This is a genomic window from Brevibacillus sp. M2.1A, from assembly GCF_013284355.2.
In the GTDB taxonomy this organism is placed as follows: Bacteria; Bacillota; Bacilli; order Brevibacillales; family Brevibacillaceae; genus Brevibacillus.
This window is the reverse complement of record NZ_JABSUY020000002.1, coordinates 38,403-57,212: the sequence shown is the minus strand read 5'-3', so window position 1 is coordinate 57,212 and position 18,810 is coordinate 38,403. Positions and strand designations below refer to the sequence as shown.

Sequence of the window (18,810 nt, the reverse complement as noted above, 5' to 3'; positions counted from 1 at the left end):
TTTCCCGAAAAAACCGATAACTATCTTAGGAAAAAAATCCTAAGGAGGATTGAGTATGGACGTTGGATCAGTACAAGGATTCGGGAAATCGAAAGCGCATAATAATTTTCCTCAAACGAATAGTCAGCCTCAGGAGCAATCGGTACCGGTAAAAGAACATCAGCAGAATAATAAGAATCTAGAACAAGAAATAGCTGGCATAAATAAATGGCTTCAATCAACTAGCTCGCATGTGAAGTTTACCCTTCATGAAGATCTCAATGAATACTATGTGCAGGTCATCAACGATCAAACAAATGAGGTCATTCGTGAAATTCCTTCAAAAAAAGTAATGGACATGGTTGCGAAGATGCATGAAATGATCGGAATACTAGTGGACGAGAAAAGATAGGAGGTAAGTAAGATGGGAATCCGTTTGTCAGGTATGGCTTCAGGAATGGATACGGAGAAAATTATTAAAGATTTGATGAAGGCTCAAAGAGAGCCTGTTAATCGTTTGCAACGTACTAAGTACAGTACTGAGTGGAAACGTGATGCTTACCGAGAGATGAATACGGTCTTTGCAGATTTTCAAAACTCGGTGAAAAATCTGCGTTTGTCTAGTAGCTTTAACAAAAAAGTAGCGACATCCGAAAATGACTCTATCGCTTCAGTAAAAGTTGTGGGGCAGACATCATTGTCCAGTTATACGATAGAGATAGAAAACCCGGCAGTAGTTGGAAAACCTGCTACTGCTGCGTTTACTTCAACTTTACCTGATACGAAGACAGCTATCGGGTCAACATTTGACTTAACACTCAAAAAGGATTCAAGTGCGGCAAGTACAGTTGTTAAAATTGAGGATAAAGATACGATTGAAACGATTATCGGTAAAATTAACAGCTCTAACTCAGGTGTGAAAGCTACCTATTTCAATAATCAATTCGTATTGTCTTCAGATGATGGTAGTAATTTTACTGTACAGGCTCCAGCTGGGAATAGTTTAGGATTGAAGGATGCAACCGCGACGAAAACAGATGGCACACCTGCTTCCTTTAAAATTAATGGAGTATCCTACACATCTGATAAAAATACAATTACTTTCGATGGCATGGAAATTTCATTGAAGCAAGCCAACAAAAATGCGCCAATAACGATTAATACGAAGTCTGACGAAGATACGATTTACAACATGGTGAAAGATTTCGTCGACAAGTACAATGCTGTCCTTGAAACGGTTAATAAAAAGATTTCAGAACCAAAGTACAAGGGTTACCAGCCGTTGTTGGATGAGGAAAAAGAAGCATTACCTGAAAAAACGGCTGAGAAAATGGATCTCATGGCAAAAAGTGGTATACTTCTGCGGGATCCCATTCTATCAAGTGCCTTAAGTGAACTTCGCAGAGCTACAAGTACTCCTTTGCAAATCGATGGTGTAAATAAAGCTTTTGATACATTATCCGAAATCGGTATTGGCGGTCCACCAAGCGGGAAAAACGCATATCAAGAAAACGGAAAGTTGTTCATCAATGAAACCAAACTTCGCGAGGCAATTCGGAACAATGGCGAAGATGTAATGAAACTGTTTACAAGTTTCAGCAATGAAAAAAATGACCTTGGAAAAAAATATAATGAGAGTGGCGTTGCTGAGCGCTTGTACGGTCAATTGAGTGAGGTCATGGATAAAATAAAAATCGAAGCTGGGTCATCTGGATCTATTTACGACGATAGCTATCTTTCTAAAAAAATCGAGCAAACCAACAAAGACATAGATCGTTGGGAAGATCGCCTTAAAATGATCGAGAACCGTTATTGGAAACAATTCTCTTCAATGGAAAAAGCTATGTCCAAGTCACAATCACAAGGCTCATGGTTTGCACAAATGCTAGGCCAGCGTTAAGAAGGAGTGATGCAGATGTTACAGAATGCTGCTCAGGCGTACCAATCAAATCAAGCAACAACCGCAACTCCTGCCGATTTAACACTGATGCTCTATAACGGTGCGCTAAAGTTTATCAAACAAGCCAAAAGCGCAATCGAGGAAAAAAATGTAGCGAAAGCTCATGAGGCATCACTCAAAGTACAGAACATCTTGTATGAACTAATGTCTACCTTAAAAAGTGAATACGAAATCTCGAAAGAATTCGGTATGCTCTATGAATATATGCTCCAGCGTACAATCGAGGCAAACATTCGGAAGGATCTCGATATACTGAATGAAGTGGAAGATTTGTTCATCCAATTCCGTGATACATGGAAAGAAGCTATGCAATTAGCAAAAAGGCAAGGGTAAGGAAATACACATGGAAATGACAATAAATGCTCTCTTGGGGGAGTTGCTTCAGGCTACCCAACGCCTAGAGCAGACTGTGACGCTGAAAGATTCAGACGCTGAGGAATGGCTTGCGATACTCGACGAGCGAGAAGTATTGATCGGCACTTTGAAAGAACGTGTAGAAGAGGTGGAGTTGACACCCGCCCAACGTGTGCAAATGGTAGAGATTCACGAGATCAACCAACGCGTAATTCCTTTGATCGAAGGGCGGAAGCAAGGCGTCCAGCAACAACTTAACACCCTCCAACGCAGCAAGCTCGCAATGAATACGTACAACGAAGCAGGTCCAAACGGCTATGGTGCCTTTTTCGACCGCAAAAAGTAAAAACGGCCGGGGAACCGGCCGTTTTCTTTTCACCACTTATGCACGAATGTCGATCGTTTTTCCAAGAGATGGATGACTTGCCTGAGCCGCTTGAACATTTTGCTGCGTCTTAGCAAAACCCTCCAACATGATGGAAGCTTGTGCTTGCGCAGTCTCCTGCACTTGCTTCGTCAAGCTAATAGTAACAGCTTGCTTTAATTGTACGGCATTCACAGATGATCACCTCTTTACTAGAATTACTTTCTTTATCATTATCGACATTTTCTATACCAAGCTTCACTATAACCATGACTCTATTCTCTCATCTTTTTACCACCATCTGCTATACTTTAAGAACAACTTGTTGAAAAACTAGGAAGGTGAAACACTTGTGTCCACAAAACGCCGCTCACTCGTCTTAATCGGAGCCGTCCTCCTCATCTTCATACACGCGGTCTACCTAAACGGAACCTTATCGGACCTCCTCAATGTAACCGCCATCGAGCTAGTCGCGCTCTCCGTAGTCATGTCTTACGCAGTCAAACGCAAGCATCTCGACTTGAAAAAAATCTGGCGCCTGCTCATCCACGGCCGGCAAAGCAACGTTGAAGAAACGATCAAGCGCTTTTACTACTACGCGCTCGTCCAGAAGGAACAGGGCTATATCGCGCTCGAAAAGGAACTGCACCAGGAACCCGATTCATTTGTCCAACGCGGATGCTTGCTGGCGGTCGAGGGTGTTCCGGAAGAAGAGCTGCGTCTGATCCTGGAGAACGAACTCAAGGGCGAGCAGTATCGTTACCAACAGTCAGCAGGGTTCTTCCGCCTCATTAGTTTGCTGGCACCAGGGATGGGGTTGGTCGGTACGCTCTTGGGGATGACGGGCGTACTGAAGTCGCTCGAAGACATGGCCTTGACCGGACACAGTCTGAGCGCAGCGGTCGTAGCGACGCTGTATGGCGCGCTCTTGGCGAACTTGTTCGCGCTGCCTTGCTACTACCGCCTGATGGACTTGTACGACCGGGAAATGTTTGAAAAGCGTCTTTTTATCGAAGGTTGTGTTGGTCTCCAGCGCATGGAGACACCACGCTTGTTGTTTGAAAAGCTGAACTCATTCTTGCCAGGTGACCAAAAGCTGGTGCTGATTAAAGAAGCAGGCAGCATGAAGGGCACGATTGAAAGGCAGGACCGCTATGCATGACGAACGGTTATACGACGAAAAAGAGCTAGAAAAAAGCTGGCTGCTTAGCTACAGTGACTTGATTACGCTGTTGTTCGTGATCGTGATTATTATTGCGGCGATGCAGACGAAGAGCATTCAGTCACAAAAGGAAGATGTCCAAAAGGAAAAAGCGAGCTTGAAGCAGGTGCATGAGAGTCTCGACCTGCTCAACCTGCAAAAGCTGGAGCTGCAGCGAGAGGTCTACCAATTGGAGGCTCGCCAGAAGGAGCTCAAGGGCGAAAAAGTAAAAGAAGGCTCCGAAGACACCGTAAACGTGCCGAAGCCGCCAATGGGCATGTCTGACTCGAGTGAGCGCGATATGGAGACGGTACGCAACCAGCTATCCTCCGCTTTGGCTGAGCTGAATCTCGACTACGAGGAGACCGAAGAAGGCTTGCGTATCCGTTTGCCGGAAACGATTTTGTTTACGAGTGGTTCGGCAGACCTACAGGCCCAAGGGAAGCAAGTCGTCGGGACGGTAGCGGGGGTGTTGAAGCGCTTTGAGCACAAGGTGCGAATCGAGGGCTATACAGATGATGTGCCGATCTCGCGCAGTTCCTTCCAATCCAACTGGGAGCTGTCTTCGGCGCGTGCGATCTCTGTCATGCGTGAAATGGTGGATGCAAACTCCTTACCGGCGTCTCGGTTTACCGTGGCTGGCTTGGGTGAATACAAACCGCTTGTGGACAACTCCAACGCGGAGAACCGTGCGAAAAATCGTCGGGTAGAGATCGTGATTTTGGGGGAAAAATAATAATTCATTATTTTCAGATAAAAGCAGGATTTTTATATGCAGGATAGAACTATATCCCGTATATATGAATCCTGTTTTTTTGCTGCTAGATCCACTTATTCTCCCATTTCGTTCCCCTTACTTTCGTACTAAAGTGGCAGAATATACAGGAAAATAGTTATACCCAGCTTGTGCACAAGGGTATGTGGATAATGTGGATAACTCTGTGGAGAACGCAAAAAATCCGTAATTTCCATGTGGACATAGCTGGGGACAAAATGGGCAGATAGTGAGTCACAAGGGGGATTTCGAAATGCGTATCGGGACAAATTGGTTCAAATCGCTCGCGTTGGTCGTCGGTGTGGGGGTACTCCTCGCAGGCTGTGGATCGGGTGGTCAGCAAACGTCTGGCAGTGGCGGAGCAAGTGGTGGCTCGGGTGACAAGGTGTACATAGTCGGTACAGATGCGGCATATCCACCGTTCCAAATGCTTGAGGCTGACAAGATTAGTGGCCACGACATCGATGTGATGAACGCGATCGCAGAAGCTGGCGGATTCAAGATTGAGTGGAAAAACACAGGGTGGGACCCGCTTTTTGATGGACTGGACAAAGGGACGGTTGATATTGGGATCTCGTCCATTACGATCACGGAGAAGCGCAAGGAGAAATACGATTTTTCGGACTCATACTTTGAAGCGAATCAACTCATTCTGGTAGCGGAAGATTCTCCAGTGACGAAGCTGGCAGATTTGAAAGGAAAGAAGATCGGGGTTCAAGCTGCGACCACGGGTGAAGAAGTGGTCAAAAAAGCGTTTGGAGATACGTATGAAGGCTTGAAGGGCTATGACGATATGCCATCTTCCGTCGATGACTTCTTTAATGGTCGAGTCGATGCAGTGATTGGCGACAATGGCGTTTTGTCATACTACGTGAATAAAGTAAAAGATAAGAAGTTTAAGCTGATAAAAGATGATTCCTTTGAAAAGGAATTTTACGGAATTATCGTGAAAAAGGGCAATGCCGATGCGATGAACAAAATCAACGACGGATTAAAAAAGATAAAAGAAAATGGAAAGCTGCAGGAAATTTACACCCAGTACTTTGGCAATAAGTAGGCAGCAAAATGGCCGGGTGCGTCTGTCGACGTAGCCGGCGTTTGTTCGCAGCTTGGCTTGCTGACATGAAGAAGGGAGGATTTTGCCATTGGACTGGAGTGTCATCTACGACTACCGTGAACTGTTTATCCGAGGCATTATTAATACGATTTTACTTACGGCAGTGGCTACGGTTTGCGGAACTTTTTTGGGGTTGTTCATCAGCTTGGGCAAAATGTCCTCCAAGCGAATCTTGCGTTGGACCTGTTCGATTTACGTAGAGCTGTTTCGGGGAACTCCGATGCTGGTCCAAATTTTGCTGATTCATTTTGCGGTGATTCCGTCGATTTGGGGTATTCTGTACCCAGGAGCGAGTAGCCCTGAAGCGATTTATTCAGGCTTCGTCGCGCTTTCACTCAATGCGGCTGCCTATATGGCGGAAATCTTTCGAGCTGGTATCCAATCGATTGATCCGGGGCAAATGGAAGCGGCACGATCACTTGGCATGAACAAGGGGCTTGCCATGCGCCAAATTATACTTCCGCAAGCGTTTACGCGAATGCTGCCCGCGATCGGAAATGAGTTTATTGCTCTTTTGAAAGATTCATCCCTTTTGGCAGTAATCGCGACACCGGAATTAAACTATGCAGCCATGAACGTGGCAAAAAGTACATTTGAGCGCTACCCCCCGTATTTAACGGAAGCGGCAGTTTACCTGGTACTTACGCTGTTCTTGTCCCGTGTAGTCGTGAGAGGACTAGAGAAAAAATATTCCACGCGGTAATGCGTGTGTAGAATGATTCGCCTGAATTGGGGAAAGCTAGGCTTGATTTTTATTTTCACAAAAGAAAGGGTTGTGCTGTTTCATGCAAGGCAAAGTAAAATGGTTTAATGCAGAAAAAGGGTTTGGATTTATTGAGCGAGAAGACGGTGATGACGTATTTGTCCATTTTTCGGCGATTCAGTCTGATGGATTTCGTTCGTTAGATGAGGGACAGGCTGTAGAATTCGACATTGTGGAAGGGGACCGCGGTCCACAAGCGGCGAACGTCGTGAAGTTATAAACGAAACAATAGCAAAATCCCCCTGGTTCCTTGATCGGACAGGGGGATTCGTTTTTTCCACGTGTTTAACTGATCATTCTTTGAATGCGTAGGGAACGCTGGAGTCTCAGGTCTATAAAATCATTCCCTCTACGAACGAGAGGCCGCATAGGCTCATCAGTATGAATCATAATGATTTCGACGTGGTCGCCATTGTTCAAAAGCGCATGGGAGCCGACGTAAAGCAAGATAATGTAATGGATAAAACGAGATACAATCATCGGATTTAATTGGCCTGTACAAGCTGACTCCCACAGAACATTCGCGGCTTCAAAGGGAGAGGTTCCCTTCCGATACACGCGGTCTGTGCATATCGCATCAAATGTGTCTGCGACACTGATGATTTGGCATTCAAAAGGGATGCCATCTTTTTTTTGTCCGAGAGGATATCCACTTCCATCCCAACGTTCGTGGTGCATCAGAGCGCATTGTGCCAGCAAGTCGTCGGCATCGTCCATGGTGCGCAGGAGCTCGTAGCCGTATACGGTATGCTTTTTCATAATCGTATACTCTTCGTCTGTCAGACGTTCTGGCTTGGACAGCAGCTCATCGGGAATTTTCATCTTGCCGATGTCATGGAGAAGACCTGCAAGGCCCAAGAAATGAACATCACGTTGCGGCAATCCTATGATTTTTCCGATTAAGGCTGCCACGATACCTACATGCAGGGAGTGGCGATACGTATAACTTTCTGTTCCTTCATTCAAATAAATGAAGCGCAGAAACCTCATGTGATGAAGAACTTGGTCGAGCATCGGATGAACAGCGTCGCTAAATTGTTGCAGTCTGGGAGTATCCCCATTTGCGAGCTGGTTAAATAAATACTCGGTTTTTTGTACGGCTACCATATAGGCCTTTGCAGCCTCTGCCTCACTCCAATGAAGGAGAGGAAAAGGCATTTCGGGTGCTTCCGAGTCAGTCGTAACGTGTACGGCTTCCACTTGATGAGCCTCTAGCAGTCGGATATCACTAAGATGAAGGTTTGCACCAGCGGGTAATAAAAGCAGACCGTATTCATTGTAGACGTCTTGAGCGAGCGTTGTTCCGATAAGTGAATGGGAAGGTTTTACCTCGGCCATGAGGATTCCTCCAGTGCGATGTACGACCGCGATATAAGATAGGATGACTACCTCTCCTATTATAGCATAGGGAATCTAGTAAGTATTGGTAAAATAATGTCGGATATTGATGGTTTGTAAAAGATTTGCAAAGATTTTTTTAAGCAGAGTGGAAGGATTATTTACAGAGGTGGCGAATAAGTATGTATAGACGGAAGGAGGTTGGAACCATGAAATTTAACATTCGTGGAGAAAACATTCAAGTCACCGCTGCACTTAGAGAATATGTCGAAAAGAAAGTCGGCCGTCTGGAAAAATATTTTGAAACGCCACAGCCTACAGAAGTACAAGTCACCATGCATGTACATCGCGGAGAAGGCACGATCGAGGTAACTATCCCGCTGAGTGGGGTCATTATCCGAGCGGAGGAAACGCACGAAGATATGTATGCTGCTATCGATCTGGTAGTAGAAAAGCTGGAACGTCAGATTCGCAAACACAAAACGAAGCTGATGAGGAAGCTTCGAGTGGATTCGACAGGAAGAATCGCACAGCGTGAGAGTCAGCCAGTAGCAGTCATGATCCCTGATGTGGATGAGGAAGATATCGACATCGATATCGTTCGAACCAAACGCTTCGATCTGAAGCCGATGGATGCACAGGAAGCGGTCATGCAGATGGATATGCTGGGACACAGCTTCTTCGTTTTCCAAAACAGTGACACCAATGACGTCAGTGTGGTATATCGCCGCAATGATGGGCGTTACGGATTGATTGAACCAAAATAACGAAACTTTACACATTCTCATTCGTATAAGACTAGGGAGTTGCTATTGGCAACTCCCTTTACTTGTGTAGAGGATGCTCTATTTGATAAAATATCTTTTTAGAAAGTATTATTTTCGTAGAATCGGTATCCTTTTTTATTATTGGACTCATGCCGGCTTGTGCATTTTTGTTTGGCAGTATATGGAAGGGGTGTCCTCATGCTAGGACTCGTTAAAAAGATATTCGGCGACAGCAATGAACGTGAAGTAAAGAAAATGTTTAAGCGTGTAGAAAGCATCAACGCGCTGGAACCAACGATTAAAGCACTCTCGGATGACCAATTGCGGGAGAAGACAGCTGAGTTTAAGGCGCGTTTGGCAAATGGAGAAGAACTGGACAAAATTTTGAATGAAGCGTTTGCTGTTGTACGTGAAGCATCGATCCGTGTACTGGGCATGCGTCACTTCGACGTCCAAATGATTGGTGGTATGGTGCTTCAGGAAGGCCGTATCTCCGAGATGAAGACGGGTGAAGGTAAAACGCTGGTTGCGACACTGGCGACATACCTGAATGCCCTGATGGGAAAAGGCGTCCACGTCGTTACTGTGAACGAATACTTGGCTGAGCGTGACTCGACTATCATGGGTAAGCTGTATAACTTCCTCGGACTGACAGTCGGCTTGAACAAGAATGGACTGAGCCCTGAAGAAAAACGCGAAGCGTACGCGTGTGATATTACGTATGGTACGAACAATGAGTTCGGCTTCGATTACTTGCGTGACAATATGGTTCTGTACAAGGAACAAATGGTGCAACGTCCACTCTTCTTCGCTATCATCGACGAGGTGGACAGCATTTTGATCGACGAAGCACGTACGCCGTTGATCATCTCCGGTTCTGCTAACAAATCGACAGAGCTGTACTACATCTGCTCGCATTTTGTGAAGCGTCTGGAAGAAGAAAAAGATTTCACTATCGATGAGAAGTTGAAAATCGTCAGCCTTACAGATGATGGTGTGAGCAAGGTCGAACAGGCATTCAACATCGACAACCTGTACGATACGGCACATACCACGTTGAACCACCACATTACGGCGGCGTTGAAGGCTCAAGTGTTGTTCAAGCGCGATGTTGATTATGTGGTGCAGGAAGGCGAAGTTGTGATCGTCGACGAGTTCACCGGCCGTCTGATGGTTGGACGTCGTTACAGCGATGGCTTGCATCAAGCGATTGAAGCCAAAGAAGGTCTGCGTGTCCAAAGCGAGAGCATGACACTGGCGACCATTACTTTGCAAAACTACTTCCGTATGTACGAGAAGCTGGCGGGTATGACTGGTACAGCGAAGACGGAAGAAGAAGAGTTCAAAAAGATTTACGGTCTCGATGTTGTGGTTATTCCAACGAATAAGCCAGTACAGCGTATCGATTCACCTGACTTGGTTTTCAAAACAGAGGCAGCCAAATATCGTGCGGTTGTAAACGACATTGTCGAGCGCCATAAAAAGGGCCAACCGATCCTGGTAGGTACCATCTCCATCGAAAACTCGGAGCGCTTGTCCCAAATGCTGAAGCAAAAAGGCGTACCGCATAACGTATTGAACGCGAAGCAGCATGAGCGCGAGGCAGAAATCGTTGCGCGTGCAGGTGTGTACGGAGCGGTTACCATTGCCACAAACATGGCAGGTCGCGGTACGGACATTCAGCTTGGCGAAGGTGTTGCGGAGCTGGGCGGTCTTCATATTATCGGTACAGAACGCCACGAGAGCCGTCGGATTGACAATCAGCTACGCGGTCGTGCAGGTCGTCAGGGGGACCCGGGTTCATCCCAGTTCTTCCTCTCGATGCAAGATGAGCTAATGCGTCGTTTCGGTGCGGACAATATCATGAATATGATGGATCGTTTGGGTATGGAAGAGGATATGCCGATCGAGAGCCGCCTGGTGACTCGTGCAGTAGAATCCGCGCAGAAGCGTGTAGAGGGATCGAACTTCGATGCACGTAAAGGCGTTCTCCAGTACGATGACGTCATGAATCAGCAGCGTCTGGTTGTCTACAAACAGCGTAAAGACATTCTGGAACAGGAAAACCTCAGCGAAGTTGCTTTGAATATGATTTATGCAGTGATGGAGCGTGCAGTGTCTCTGCATTGTCCAAAAGAAGAGGTACCTGAGGATTGGGATCTGCAAGCATTGGCCGATGCTGCCAATAATGGATTCCTCCATGAAGAAACGATTACGGCAAAAATGCTGAAAGGCAAGGAAGCAGAAGAAATTCTCGAGCTGTTGAAAGCAGAAGTCGATAAGCAATACAAACAGCGTGAAGAAGAAATCGGTGAATCGATTCGCGAGTTTGAAAAAGTCGTCATTCTGCGTGCTGTCGACAGCAAGTGGATGGATCACATCGATGCGATGGATCAGTTGCGTCAAGGTATTCACCTGCGCGCCTACGCACAAAACGACCCGCTTCGTGAGTACCAGTTCGAAGGATACGAAATGTATCAAGGTATGCTGGCTGCTGTTCAGGAAGAAGTCGCTATGTATATCATGAAGGCTGAAGTCAGCCAAAACCTGGAGCGCCAAGATGTCATTCGCGGTCAAGGAATCGATCCGAGTAACTTGCAAACCTCCGGACCATCTGATCGTCCAGATCCGGAGACCTCCGGTGATGCTGATCCGAAAAACCGTGCACAGCGTCGCGCTCAGGAGCAAGAACGCAAACGCCAAAACAAGAAACACTAAACAATAACAGAGCATTCTTCTCGTATCGGCAAATTCGGTACGAGGGGAATGTTTTTTTCTTGCCCATTCCTAATGCCTTGACAGTATTCGTCCTCATCTATTCTTCCTCGTCTGATAAAAACAATCTATTTGTCTAACACTGGTAAATGTGATCGAACGATTCAGGTGGTAATTATCTGAAAAATAAATAGAATCGTAAGTACAACACTTTTACCAAAAATTCACGAAGACGGGGGAATGAACAAATGAGAACGTCAGTGAACGTGATGGGGATACAAACAAAAAATATAATGGAGCGCATTGCCGTTACTTTAAAAGCAGTCCTAAAGACAGGAAAAGAAAATAAAAAAGTACAGCTCATTGAAAAGGAGGAGGGAATCGAATTACCGAGAGTCATCTCAGCGCAAAACCCGGTCTTTGAGGACAAGCGACTGATGGAGGAAATTCCGGAGCCGAATTGGAATGAGGCTTTGATCGCACCGCCGAATGGAATGGTGGATCGAACGCGTGAAAGTCCGCTAGCCAATAAATATCGAAAAACACACAACTGGAAGCGACAAGCTATCATCAAACGAGCATTCCAGCTAAAAGCAAGCGAAGCTCGGCGTACCCATCTCTATCTGGTTGCTGCACCGCAGGCGGAAAATAAACAACCACTTGAAATCCGAGACCTGAGATCCTCGCCATCACCACCAGTGGCAACGTGAAAAAGATAGCGGCAAAGTCCCTTTTCTAAACGTGACAAGCTGCCGTATTTGCGCATCCGGCAAATTACGTTACAATAAAACATAGCTTACGTAAAGAGAAGGTGATTCGCAACATGGCATTAATCGATATTGCGGACATCAAACAAGAGATGTCTAGTATGGCTAAGCGTTTAGCGGATATCAGGGGGTCTCTTTGACCTCCCAGTAAAACAGGAACGAATCGGTGAACTGGAAGAGCGTATGCTGGCACCCGATTTTTGGGATGACAACGATGCAGCGCAGAAGACAATCAGTGAACTGAATGCAATCAAAAGCCTCGTGGAGACGATGGCCAAGCTGGATTCCCAGTACGAGGATCTCCAGGTAATGTTGGAACTTGTCATCGAAGAAGGGGATTCCTCTCTCATTCAAGATCTGTATGACAGTACGCAGGAGCTGCGGAAATCATTTGAGAGCTTTGAGCTGGAATTGCTTTTGAGTGATGAATACGACAAAAACAACGCCATTCTGGAGCTGCATCCGGGAGCGGGCGGTACGGAGTCCCAGGATTGGGCGTCCATGCTTCTGCGTATGTATACACGTTGGGGGGATGCGAAGGGCTTCAAGGTCGAAACATTGGACTATTTGCCTGGCGATGAAGCCGGCGTAAAAAGTGTCACTCTCCTCATTAAGGGCTACAATGCGTATGGTTACCTCAAATCAGAAAAAGGGGTTCATCGTCTTGTGCGGATATCTCCGTTTGATGCCTCTGGACGTCGTCACACATCGTTTGTGTCTTGCAACGTCCTGCCGGAGATCGAAGACGATAATGCGGTAGACATACGTACTGAAGACCTGAAAATCGATACGTATCGTTCCAGTGGTGCGGGTGGTCAGCATATCAACACGACTGACTCCGCTGTACGTATTACTCACTTGCCTTCTGGAATTGTGGTGACGTGTCAAACAGAACGCTCCCAGATTAAAAACCGGGAGCGTGCGATGAAGATGCTGACGGCACGACTGTTTGAGAAAAAACGGGAAGAACAAGAGAAAACGTTGGCTGCTATTCAAGGGGAACAAAAGGATATTGCCTGGGGCAGCCAAATTCGTTCCTATGTCTTCCACCCATACAGTCTGGTAAAAGACCACCGGACGAATATGGAGGTAGGAAACGTTCAAGCAGTCATGGATGGTGAGATTGATTCGTTTATCGATGCTTATCTGCGCGCGCAGATTAATCGTTAAACGAAACAGTAGGCTTCAAGGCTTTTGGTATGGAGATCGATACGGTGGTTCCTTTGCCGACATCGCTTTCGATGTTGATTGTACCGCCGTGATCGCGAATAATTTTTGTGCTTACCATTAACCCGAGGCCAGTTCCTGTTTCTTTAGTGCTATAAAAAAGCTCTCCTAATCGGGGAAGTAGCTCAGCAGGGATACCTTGTCCTTGATCGCTGATTCGGATGATAACATCGGAAGAACGCTCTACAACCTTGATTGTGAGATTTCCACCTAACGGCATGGCTTCCATGCCGTTTTTTATGATGTTTATAAAGACTTGCTTGATTTGATATTCCTCACACAAAATGAGGGACGTGACTTGTGGAAAATCAGTGAGAATGGATACATTTTTAAGAAGGGCTTGCGGTTCCAGGAGCTTAATGACAGACGAAAGCAATGGCAAAAGGCCGTTGGGAGCAAAGCGCAACGCTTGCGGCTTCGCCATTATCAAAAGCTCACTGGTAATCGAAGTGATCCGGTCGATTTCGGATCGCATAATTTGCAAGTATTGCTGATTGGCGAACTCGTCCCCTTCCATGAGTTGAATAAATCCTTTCAAGGCCGTAAGTGGATTGCGAATTTCATGGGCAATACCCGCAGCAAGCTCTCCTAGAACGGACAGCTTGTCAGAGTAACGAAGCAATTCCTCTGATTGCCGACGTTCCGTAATATCACGTGCCACAAAAACCGTGCTGAGAATATGGCCGTTTGAACAAATGTCAGGTGTCCCTTTCACATCGAACAGCAACATTCGACCGTCTGGGTGCAGGTAATGGTACTCGGCATCGAGTGTAATCTTCCGGTTCATCATTTGAGCAAAATCGCTCTTGGCGTTGGTTACTTGCTCAGGATGAACCAAGATCGAAAAATGCTGATTGATCACTTGATCAATCGTGAGACCAGTAACGGCCTGAACAGATGGGGACGCGTAGGTAATAATTCCATCCACATTTACTATAAAAATCAAATCCATAATGTTTTCGGATATTAACCGAAAGTTCTCTTGCATCTGGTGAAGAGCCTCTTCCACTTTCTTTTGCTGCGTGATGTTTTTGGCAATGGAATAGCGACTGATGATTTCGCCGTTTCGAAAAATGGGAAAGCTGGAAGCGATAATATCCACAACCTGCCCGTTTTTATGTAGCAACTGATAATGCTTATCTTTTCTGATTCCTGCAGAGAGGATTTGTTGTTGTTTCTTATTGTCGAGACCCTCAGTAGAAGCGAGAATTTCCCAAATTTGCATGCGCAGCAATTCCTGAGAGGTGAATCCTACTAATGCTTCACCAGCAGCGTTTACGCCTGTGAATCTGCCCTGCATGTCGAACATGAAAACAGCGTCAGGATTGTTGTGGAAGAGAGATGTATATAACTGTATCTGCGTGTCCATACCTATCCGCCTCTCTGTTGCTACTTGCTACCTTTGAATCGTTCGCTGTAGAAAGGAAAAATCCTACCAGACCAAAGTCCGTATTCATAATTATGTTATACTTCATGAAAGAACAAGGTCATGAAAAAGGAGAGAAACCGTCCATGTTGTATGCCGCATTTTTGCCAATCGTGAATCAAGAGCTGAATGCTCAAGTAAGACCAGCGCATCTTACGTATATCAATGATTTGTACAAGCAAGGAAAAGTGTTCATGGCGGGACCCTTCACAGACAAGCTTGGCGGATTGGTCATTTACAAAGCGGATTCTCTGGAAGAAGCCCGCAAATTGGCTGAGGCTGATCCAGTTGTCGTGGAAGGCGCACGGACGTTGGAGTTACGTGAATGGAGTCCGTTGGAATTTCCTTTATCCTAAATGGCTGTAGTAAGAATGAGAAGTGGTAGTTGGAGGCATACTTAGCGAAGAAATCCGAATAAAGGAGGGAACAGCCTTGAAACGTATTCCACTCGTTTTAACAGCGGCTGTACTCGCATTCTCGCTAAGTGCCTGTGGTACCAGCAAGCAAACACAGCCGCCAGCACAACAACCAGCACAACAGCCATCCCAACAACCAGCGACAGAAACGCCGGCAACTGAAAAACCAGCGACAGAAACTCCTTCGACGACTCCATCCGGCAGCTATGATGCAGCAACTGCAGAAACCACGTTCAAAAATACTTGTTCAGCCTGCCACGGACAGACATTGGAAGGGGCAGTTGGACCGAACTTGCAAAAGATCGGTAGCGAGTTGAGCAAGGAACAGATATTGGCTATTTTGGAAAAAGGAAAAGGAGCAATGCCTCCGGGTCTCGTCAAAGGAAAAGATGCGGAAAACATCGCTGCATGGTTAGCGGACAAAAAATAAACAGGGCAACAAACCAGCGCTCGAGCAATTGGGCGCTTTTTTCTTTGGGCGTAAAAAAGTTTTTCTGTTGTATTCTATATGGATTTTTATTATTATTCATGTATAAAAATACAGAATGGGATAAAGGGGAGAGAGCATGGTTCGGGTCGGGATTGTTGGAGCAACGGGGTATGGTGGCGCGGAGTTGATCCGTCTTTTGGCTGGACATCCGCATGTGGAGATTGCCAATTTGTATTCAAGTTCATCAGAAGGAGATAGCTTGGAAAAATCGTTTCCGCATGCAGCTGGGCTCGGCTTGCCCACATTGTCACCAATTGATGCAGACAGCATGAGCGGTGTGAACGATTTAATCTTCCTCGCTACACCTGCGGGAGTAAGTAGCGGGCTATCTCCGAAGCTGGTCGAAAGAGGCGTGAAGGTCATTGATTTATCCGGGGATTTTCGTCTGGAAAACGGTGCGGTCTACAAAACGTGGTACAAACATGAGCCGGCTCCGTCCCAATGGGTAGAAGCGGCGGTTTACGGTTTAACCGAGTGGAACCAAGAGCAAGTGGCTGGTGCCAGTCTCATAGCGAATCCAGGGTGTTATCCCACTGCTACACTCCTCGCCTTGCTTCCGCTGGTAAAGACAGGCTGGGTACAGCCTAACAGTTGGATCGTTGATGCCAAATCAGGTGTGTCCGGCGCTGGGCGTGGAGTATCGCTTGGTGTTCATTACAGCGAGATTAATGAAAGCATCCATGCTTATAAAGTTGCGAGTCATCAGCATACACCAGAGATTGAACAGGAGCTGCAAAAACAGGGCGGGGAAGAGACGCTTGTTCAATTTACGCCACATCTGGTGCCAATGACCCGAGGGATTTTAGTCACGGCTTACGGACAACTAACAACTGACGTCACCCAAGCGCAAATCCAGGAGCTATACGAAGCTGCTTATGCGGGTAAGCCTTTTGTGCGTGTACGTCCTGCAGGCAGTCATCCACGTACCAAAGAAGTTCATGGCTCCAATTACTGCGATATCGCCATCCATGTTGATCAGCGCACGAAGCGTGTCATCTTGCTGTCGGTAATTGATAACATGATGAAGGGCGCGGCTGGTCAAGCTGTACAAAACATGAATGTTATGTTTGATTTGCCTGAGAAAACGGGCTTGCCGCTCGTACCTGTATACCCGTAGAGGAGGAGAGCGGATGCAAGGAATTGTTGTGATCAAATGTGGTGGAAGTACCATGGATCAGTTGCCTGACTCCTTCTTTCAGGCCATTGCCGGACTGCAGGCGCAAGGAAAAGAGATCGTCATCGTCCATGGAGGCGGACCTGCCATTAACAGTATGCTCGATCGAGTTCAGATTACTCCGCAATTTGTCGATGGGCTGCGTGTTACTTGCGAGGACACACTGCGTGTCGTAGAGATGGTCTTATGCGGCAGTATAAACAAGGCGCTGGTAAAAAGGCTGACGCAGGCAGGAGCCAAGGCTTGGGGAGTTAGTGGAATCGATGGTCAGACCCTTTTGGCAACAAAAACGTCAAAGCCACTCGGGTGGGTAGGAGAAATCAAGAAGGCTGATACGACTATTCCGAAAACGATTCTTGAGAGGGGCTACGTTCCGGTGATTGCTCCCCTTTCTGTTAGTGAAGACGGCACAGAGACATATAACGTCAATGCGGATGTAGCCGCAGGAGCGATTGCAGCAGCACTTAGCGCCGAAAAACTGATCATGGTGACAGATGTTCCGGGCATTATGCAGCCACAGCCAGACGGAACCAAGGCAGTAGTGCCAGCTACAAGTGCAGAAGAGATACAGGAAATGATTCGGACAGAGATTATTACTGGCGGAATGATTCCGAAGGTTCAGGCAGCTCTCGACGCTCTCGGACAGGGCGTAGAGCAGGTTGTCATCTGCCGGGGAACCGCTGAAGATTTGCTCGGTGTTTGTGCCGGGGAGGCAGTCGGGACAACAGTCCGTATGAAAATGCTCAATGAGGAGGGAAATGAATATGCATACAACAACAGCTCCTGTGCATCTCATGAATAACTATGCGAGATGGCCAATCAGTTTGGTAAAAGGACAAGGAAACCAGGTGTGGGATGATCAAGGCAAGCAATATCTCGATTTTACCTCAGGAATTGCCGTGACCTCGTTAGGGCATGTTCCGCCAAAAGTAACGGCAAAGCTGCACGAACAGCTCGATACGTTGTGGCATTGCTCGAATCTGGTGCATGTTCCTCAGCAAGAGATTTTGGCAGAAAAGCTGAGTCGTCTGTCTGGGCTGGATCAGGCTTTTTTCTGCAACAGTGGAGCAGAGGCGAATGAAGGCTTGATCAAGCTCGCCCGTCGCTATGCACAAAAAATAAAAGGGACCGACCGTTACGAAATCATCAGCTTTAAACAGTCTTTTCATGGGCGGACGTTGGCTACCCTGACGGCTACTGGACAGGAAAAGGTGAAGGACGGATTCGGACCACTGCCGCAGGGATTTGTCAGCGTTCCTTACAACGACCTTGATGCGGTCAAGTCAGCCATTACAGACAAGACATGCGCGATCATGCTGGAGCTGGTTCAGGGAGAAGGCGGCGTTCATCCAGCAGAAGAGGCGTGGGTGAAGGGGCTGCGTGAATTGTGCGATGCGCATGGATTGCTCCTGCTAATCGATGAGATACAGACCGGGATTGGCCGCACGGGTACATGGTTTGCCTTCCAGCACTATGACATGAAGCCAGATGCGATTTCATTGGCAAAAGGCTTGGGAAGTGGTTTCCCGATTGGAGCGGTCGTCGCGACCAAAGAAGCAGCAGAAGCGTTTGATCCCGGTACGCATGGCACTACTTTTGGCGGGAATCCATTGGCAGCAACCGCTGGAATCGCGACGCTTGCGACGATGGAAGAGGAGCAGATTTTGGAGCGGGTAGCCCATATCCATGGCGTATTGATCAAAGAGCTGGAGAAGCTCAAGGCAGAGCATCCAGACAAAGTGGTTACGGTTCGGGGAAAAGGGCTGCTTCTCGGTGTGGAGCTAACAATTCCTGCTGGTGAGCCAGTCGCGTATGCACGGGAGAAAGGTGTCATTCTGCTGATGGCTGGCCCACAAGTAGTGAGACTCTTGCCTTCGTTTGTAACGACCGACGATGAAGTAAAGCAGGCCATTACTGTATTAAGCGAGGCGCTGTCGAAGGTTTAGAGGAAAAAGCAAAGAATGCAACGAGTGGAAG

The 18,810-nt window shown here is 46.9% G+C and carries 21 protein-coding genes; 18 read left to right on the top strand and 3 right to left on the bottom strand.

Annotation, left to right across the window (positions count from 1 at the left end; all coding sequences use genetic code 11):
* The first annotated feature begins 55 nt into the window (after positions 1-55).
* The 4 genes from flaG to HP567_RS29485 are packed head-to-tail and all read left to right on the top strand — an operon-like array spanning position 56 to position 2,639.
* The gene (gene flaG, locus HP567_RS29500) at positions 56-391 is read left to right on the top strand and encodes a flagellar protein FlaG (RefSeq protein WP_173612201.1); all 336 of its coding nucleotides are present in this window, start codon (positions 56-58) and stop codon (positions 389-391) included.
* A gap of 12 nt (positions 392-403) precedes the next feature.
* The gene (gene fliD, locus HP567_RS29495) at positions 404-1,879 is read left to right on the top strand and encodes a flagellar filament capping protein FliD (RefSeq protein ID WP_173612202.1); all 1,476 of its coding nucleotides are present in this window, start codon (positions 404-406) and stop codon (positions 1,877-1,879) included.
* A 15-nt stretch (positions 1,880-1,894) separates the two neighbouring features.
* Entirely contained in the window at positions 1,895-2,272 is a 378-nt protein-coding gene (gene fliS, locus HP567_RS29490; protein ID WP_173612203.1) for a flagellar export chaperone FliS, read from the top strand.
* A 10-nt stretch (positions 2,273-2,282) separates the two neighbouring features.
* Positions 2,283-2,639, top strand: a complete 357-nt coding sequence (locus HP567_RS29485; RefSeq protein WP_173612204.1) for a flagellar protein FliT — start codon at positions 2,283-2,285, stop codon at positions 2,637-2,639.
* 36 nt (positions 2,640-2,675) lie between these two features.
* Here the strand turns inward: HP567_RS29485 and HP567_RS29480 are convergent, their stop codons facing one another.
* Entirely contained in the window at positions 2,676-2,852 is a 177-nt protein-coding gene (locus tag HP567_RS29480; RefSeq protein ID WP_015893542.1) for a putative motility protein, read from the bottom strand.
* 157 nt (positions 2,853-3,009) lie between these two features.
* Between HP567_RS29480 and HP567_RS29475 the strand changes: the two genes are divergently transcribed.
* The 5 genes from HP567_RS29475 to HP567_RS29455 all read left to right on the top strand — a co-directional run bounded on the left by HP567_RS29475 (position 3,010) and on the right by HP567_RS29455 (position 6,733).
* Positions 3,010-3,819: a motility protein A gene (locus HP567_RS29475; RefSeq protein WP_173612205.1), complete on the top strand. Its 810-nt coding sequence runs from the start codon at positions 3,010-3,012 to the stop codon at positions 3,817-3,819.
* Positions 3,812-4,594 carry an OmpA family protein gene (locus tag HP567_RS29470; RefSeq protein WP_173612206.1) on the top strand — a complete coding sequence of 261 codons (783 nt, stop codon included), beginning with the start codon at positions 3,812-3,814 and terminating at the stop codon, positions 4,592-4,594. The genes HP567_RS29475 and HP567_RS29470 overlap by 8 nt, the downstream gene beginning before the upstream one ends.
* A 292-nt stretch (positions 4,595-4,886) precedes the next feature.
* Positions 4,887-5,690 (top strand): basic amino acid ABC transporter substrate-binding protein, encoded by an 804-nt coding sequence (locus HP567_RS29465; RefSeq protein ID WP_173612207.1) that lies wholly within the window; start codon positions 4,887-4,889, stop codon positions 5,688-5,690.
* An 88-nt stretch (positions 5,691-5,778) separates the two neighbouring features.
* A complete protein-coding gene (locus HP567_RS29460) occupies positions 5,779-6,453 on the top strand; it encodes an amino acid ABC transporter permease (RefSeq protein WP_047069746.1) in 675 nt (224 codons plus the stop codon).
* A gap of 82 nt (positions 6,454-6,535) precedes the next feature.
* On the top strand, positions 6,536-6,733 hold the full coding sequence (locus HP567_RS29455) for a cold shock domain-containing protein (protein ID WP_047070322.1): 198 nt from the start codon (positions 6,536-6,538) through the stop codon (positions 6,731-6,733).
* A 65-nt stretch (positions 6,734-6,798) separates the two neighbouring features.
* On the opposite strand, the gene HP567_RS29450 is transcribed toward HP567_RS29455, so the two are convergent.
* Positions 6,799-7,851, bottom strand: coding sequence for an HD-GYP domain-containing protein (locus HP567_RS29450; protein ID WP_173612208.1), 1,053 nt, complete (start codon positions 7,849-7,851; stop codon positions 6,799-6,801).
* Positions 7,852-8,060: 209 nt separating this feature from the next.
* Between HP567_RS29450 and hpf the strand changes: the two genes are divergently transcribed.
* From hpf to prfB, 4 genes are all read left to right on the top strand, one after another.
* Positions 8,061-8,618 (top strand): ribosome hibernation-promoting factor, HPF/YfiA family, encoded by a 558-nt coding sequence (gene hpf, locus HP567_RS29445; RefSeq protein WP_015893536.1) that lies wholly within the window; start codon positions 8,061-8,063, stop codon positions 8,616-8,618.
* A gap of 198 nt (positions 8,619-8,816) precedes the next feature.
* Positions 8,817-11,336 carry a preprotein translocase subunit SecA gene (secA, locus tag HP567_RS29440; RefSeq protein WP_173612209.1) on the top strand — a complete coding sequence of 840 codons (2,520 nt, stop codon included), beginning with the start codon at positions 8,817-8,819 and terminating at the stop codon, positions 11,334-11,336.
* Between the two features lie 245 nt (positions 11,337-11,581).
* Positions 11,582-12,043: a hypothetical protein gene (locus HP567_RS29435; protein WP_173612210.1), complete on the top strand. Its 462-nt coding sequence runs from the start codon at positions 11,582-11,584 to the stop codon at positions 12,041-12,043.
* A gap of 113 nt (positions 12,044-12,156) precedes the next feature.
* Positions 12,157-13,270, top strand: a protein-coding gene (gene prfB, locus HP567_RS29430) for a peptide chain release factor 2 (protein WP_173612211.1) whose coding sequence is annotated in 2 segments (ribosomal slippage) — positions 12,157-12,237 and positions 12,239-13,270 — 1,113 coding nt in all. Because the reading frame shifts where the segments join, the coding sequence is not laid out codon by codon here.
* Here prfB and HP567_RS29425 read toward each other — a convergent pair.
* Positions 13,260-14,696 (bottom strand): PAS domain-containing sensor histidine kinase, encoded by a 1,437-nt coding sequence (locus HP567_RS29425; RefSeq protein ID WP_173612212.1) that lies wholly within the window; start codon positions 14,694-14,696, stop codon positions 13,260-13,262. The two genes, prfB and HP567_RS29425, sit on opposite strands and share 11 nt — an antisense overlap.
* Before the next feature lie 143 nt (positions 14,697-14,839).
* Here HP567_RS29425 and HP567_RS29420 point away from each other — a divergent pair, with 143 nt between their 5' ends.
* The 5 genes from HP567_RS29420 (at position 14,840) to HP567_RS29400 (ending at position 18,779) form a co-directional block, all read left to right on the top strand.
* Positions 14,840-15,109 (top strand): YciI family protein, encoded by a 270-nt coding sequence (locus HP567_RS29420; protein WP_047069739.1) that lies wholly within the window; start codon positions 14,840-14,842, stop codon positions 15,107-15,109.
* A gap of 76 nt (positions 15,110-15,185) precedes the next feature.
* Positions 15,186-15,599: a c-type cytochrome gene (locus HP567_RS29415; RefSeq protein ID WP_173612213.1), complete on the top strand. Its 414-nt coding sequence runs from the start codon at positions 15,186-15,188 to the stop codon at positions 15,597-15,599.
* A gap of 136 nt (positions 15,600-15,735) precedes the next feature.
* The gene (gene argC / locus HP567_RS29410) at positions 15,736-16,776 is read left to right on the top strand and encodes an N-acetyl-gamma-glutamyl-phosphate reductase (RefSeq protein WP_173612214.1); all 1,041 of its coding nucleotides are present in this window, start codon (positions 15,736-15,738) and stop codon (positions 16,774-16,776) included.
* Positions 16,777-16,789: 13 nt separating this feature from the next.
* On the top strand, positions 16,790-17,635 hold the full coding sequence (argB, locus tag HP567_RS29405; RefSeq protein ID WP_173612215.1) for an acetylglutamate kinase: 846 nt from the start codon (positions 16,790-16,792) through the stop codon (positions 17,633-17,635).
* The gene (locus HP567_RS29400) at positions 17,598-18,779 is read left to right on the top strand and encodes an aspartate aminotransferase family protein (protein WP_173612216.1); all 1,182 of its coding nucleotides are present in this window, start codon (positions 17,598-17,600) and stop codon (positions 18,777-18,779) included. The genes argB and HP567_RS29400 overlap by 38 nt, the downstream gene beginning before the upstream one ends.
* Positions 18,780-18,810: the final 31 nt, after the last annotated feature.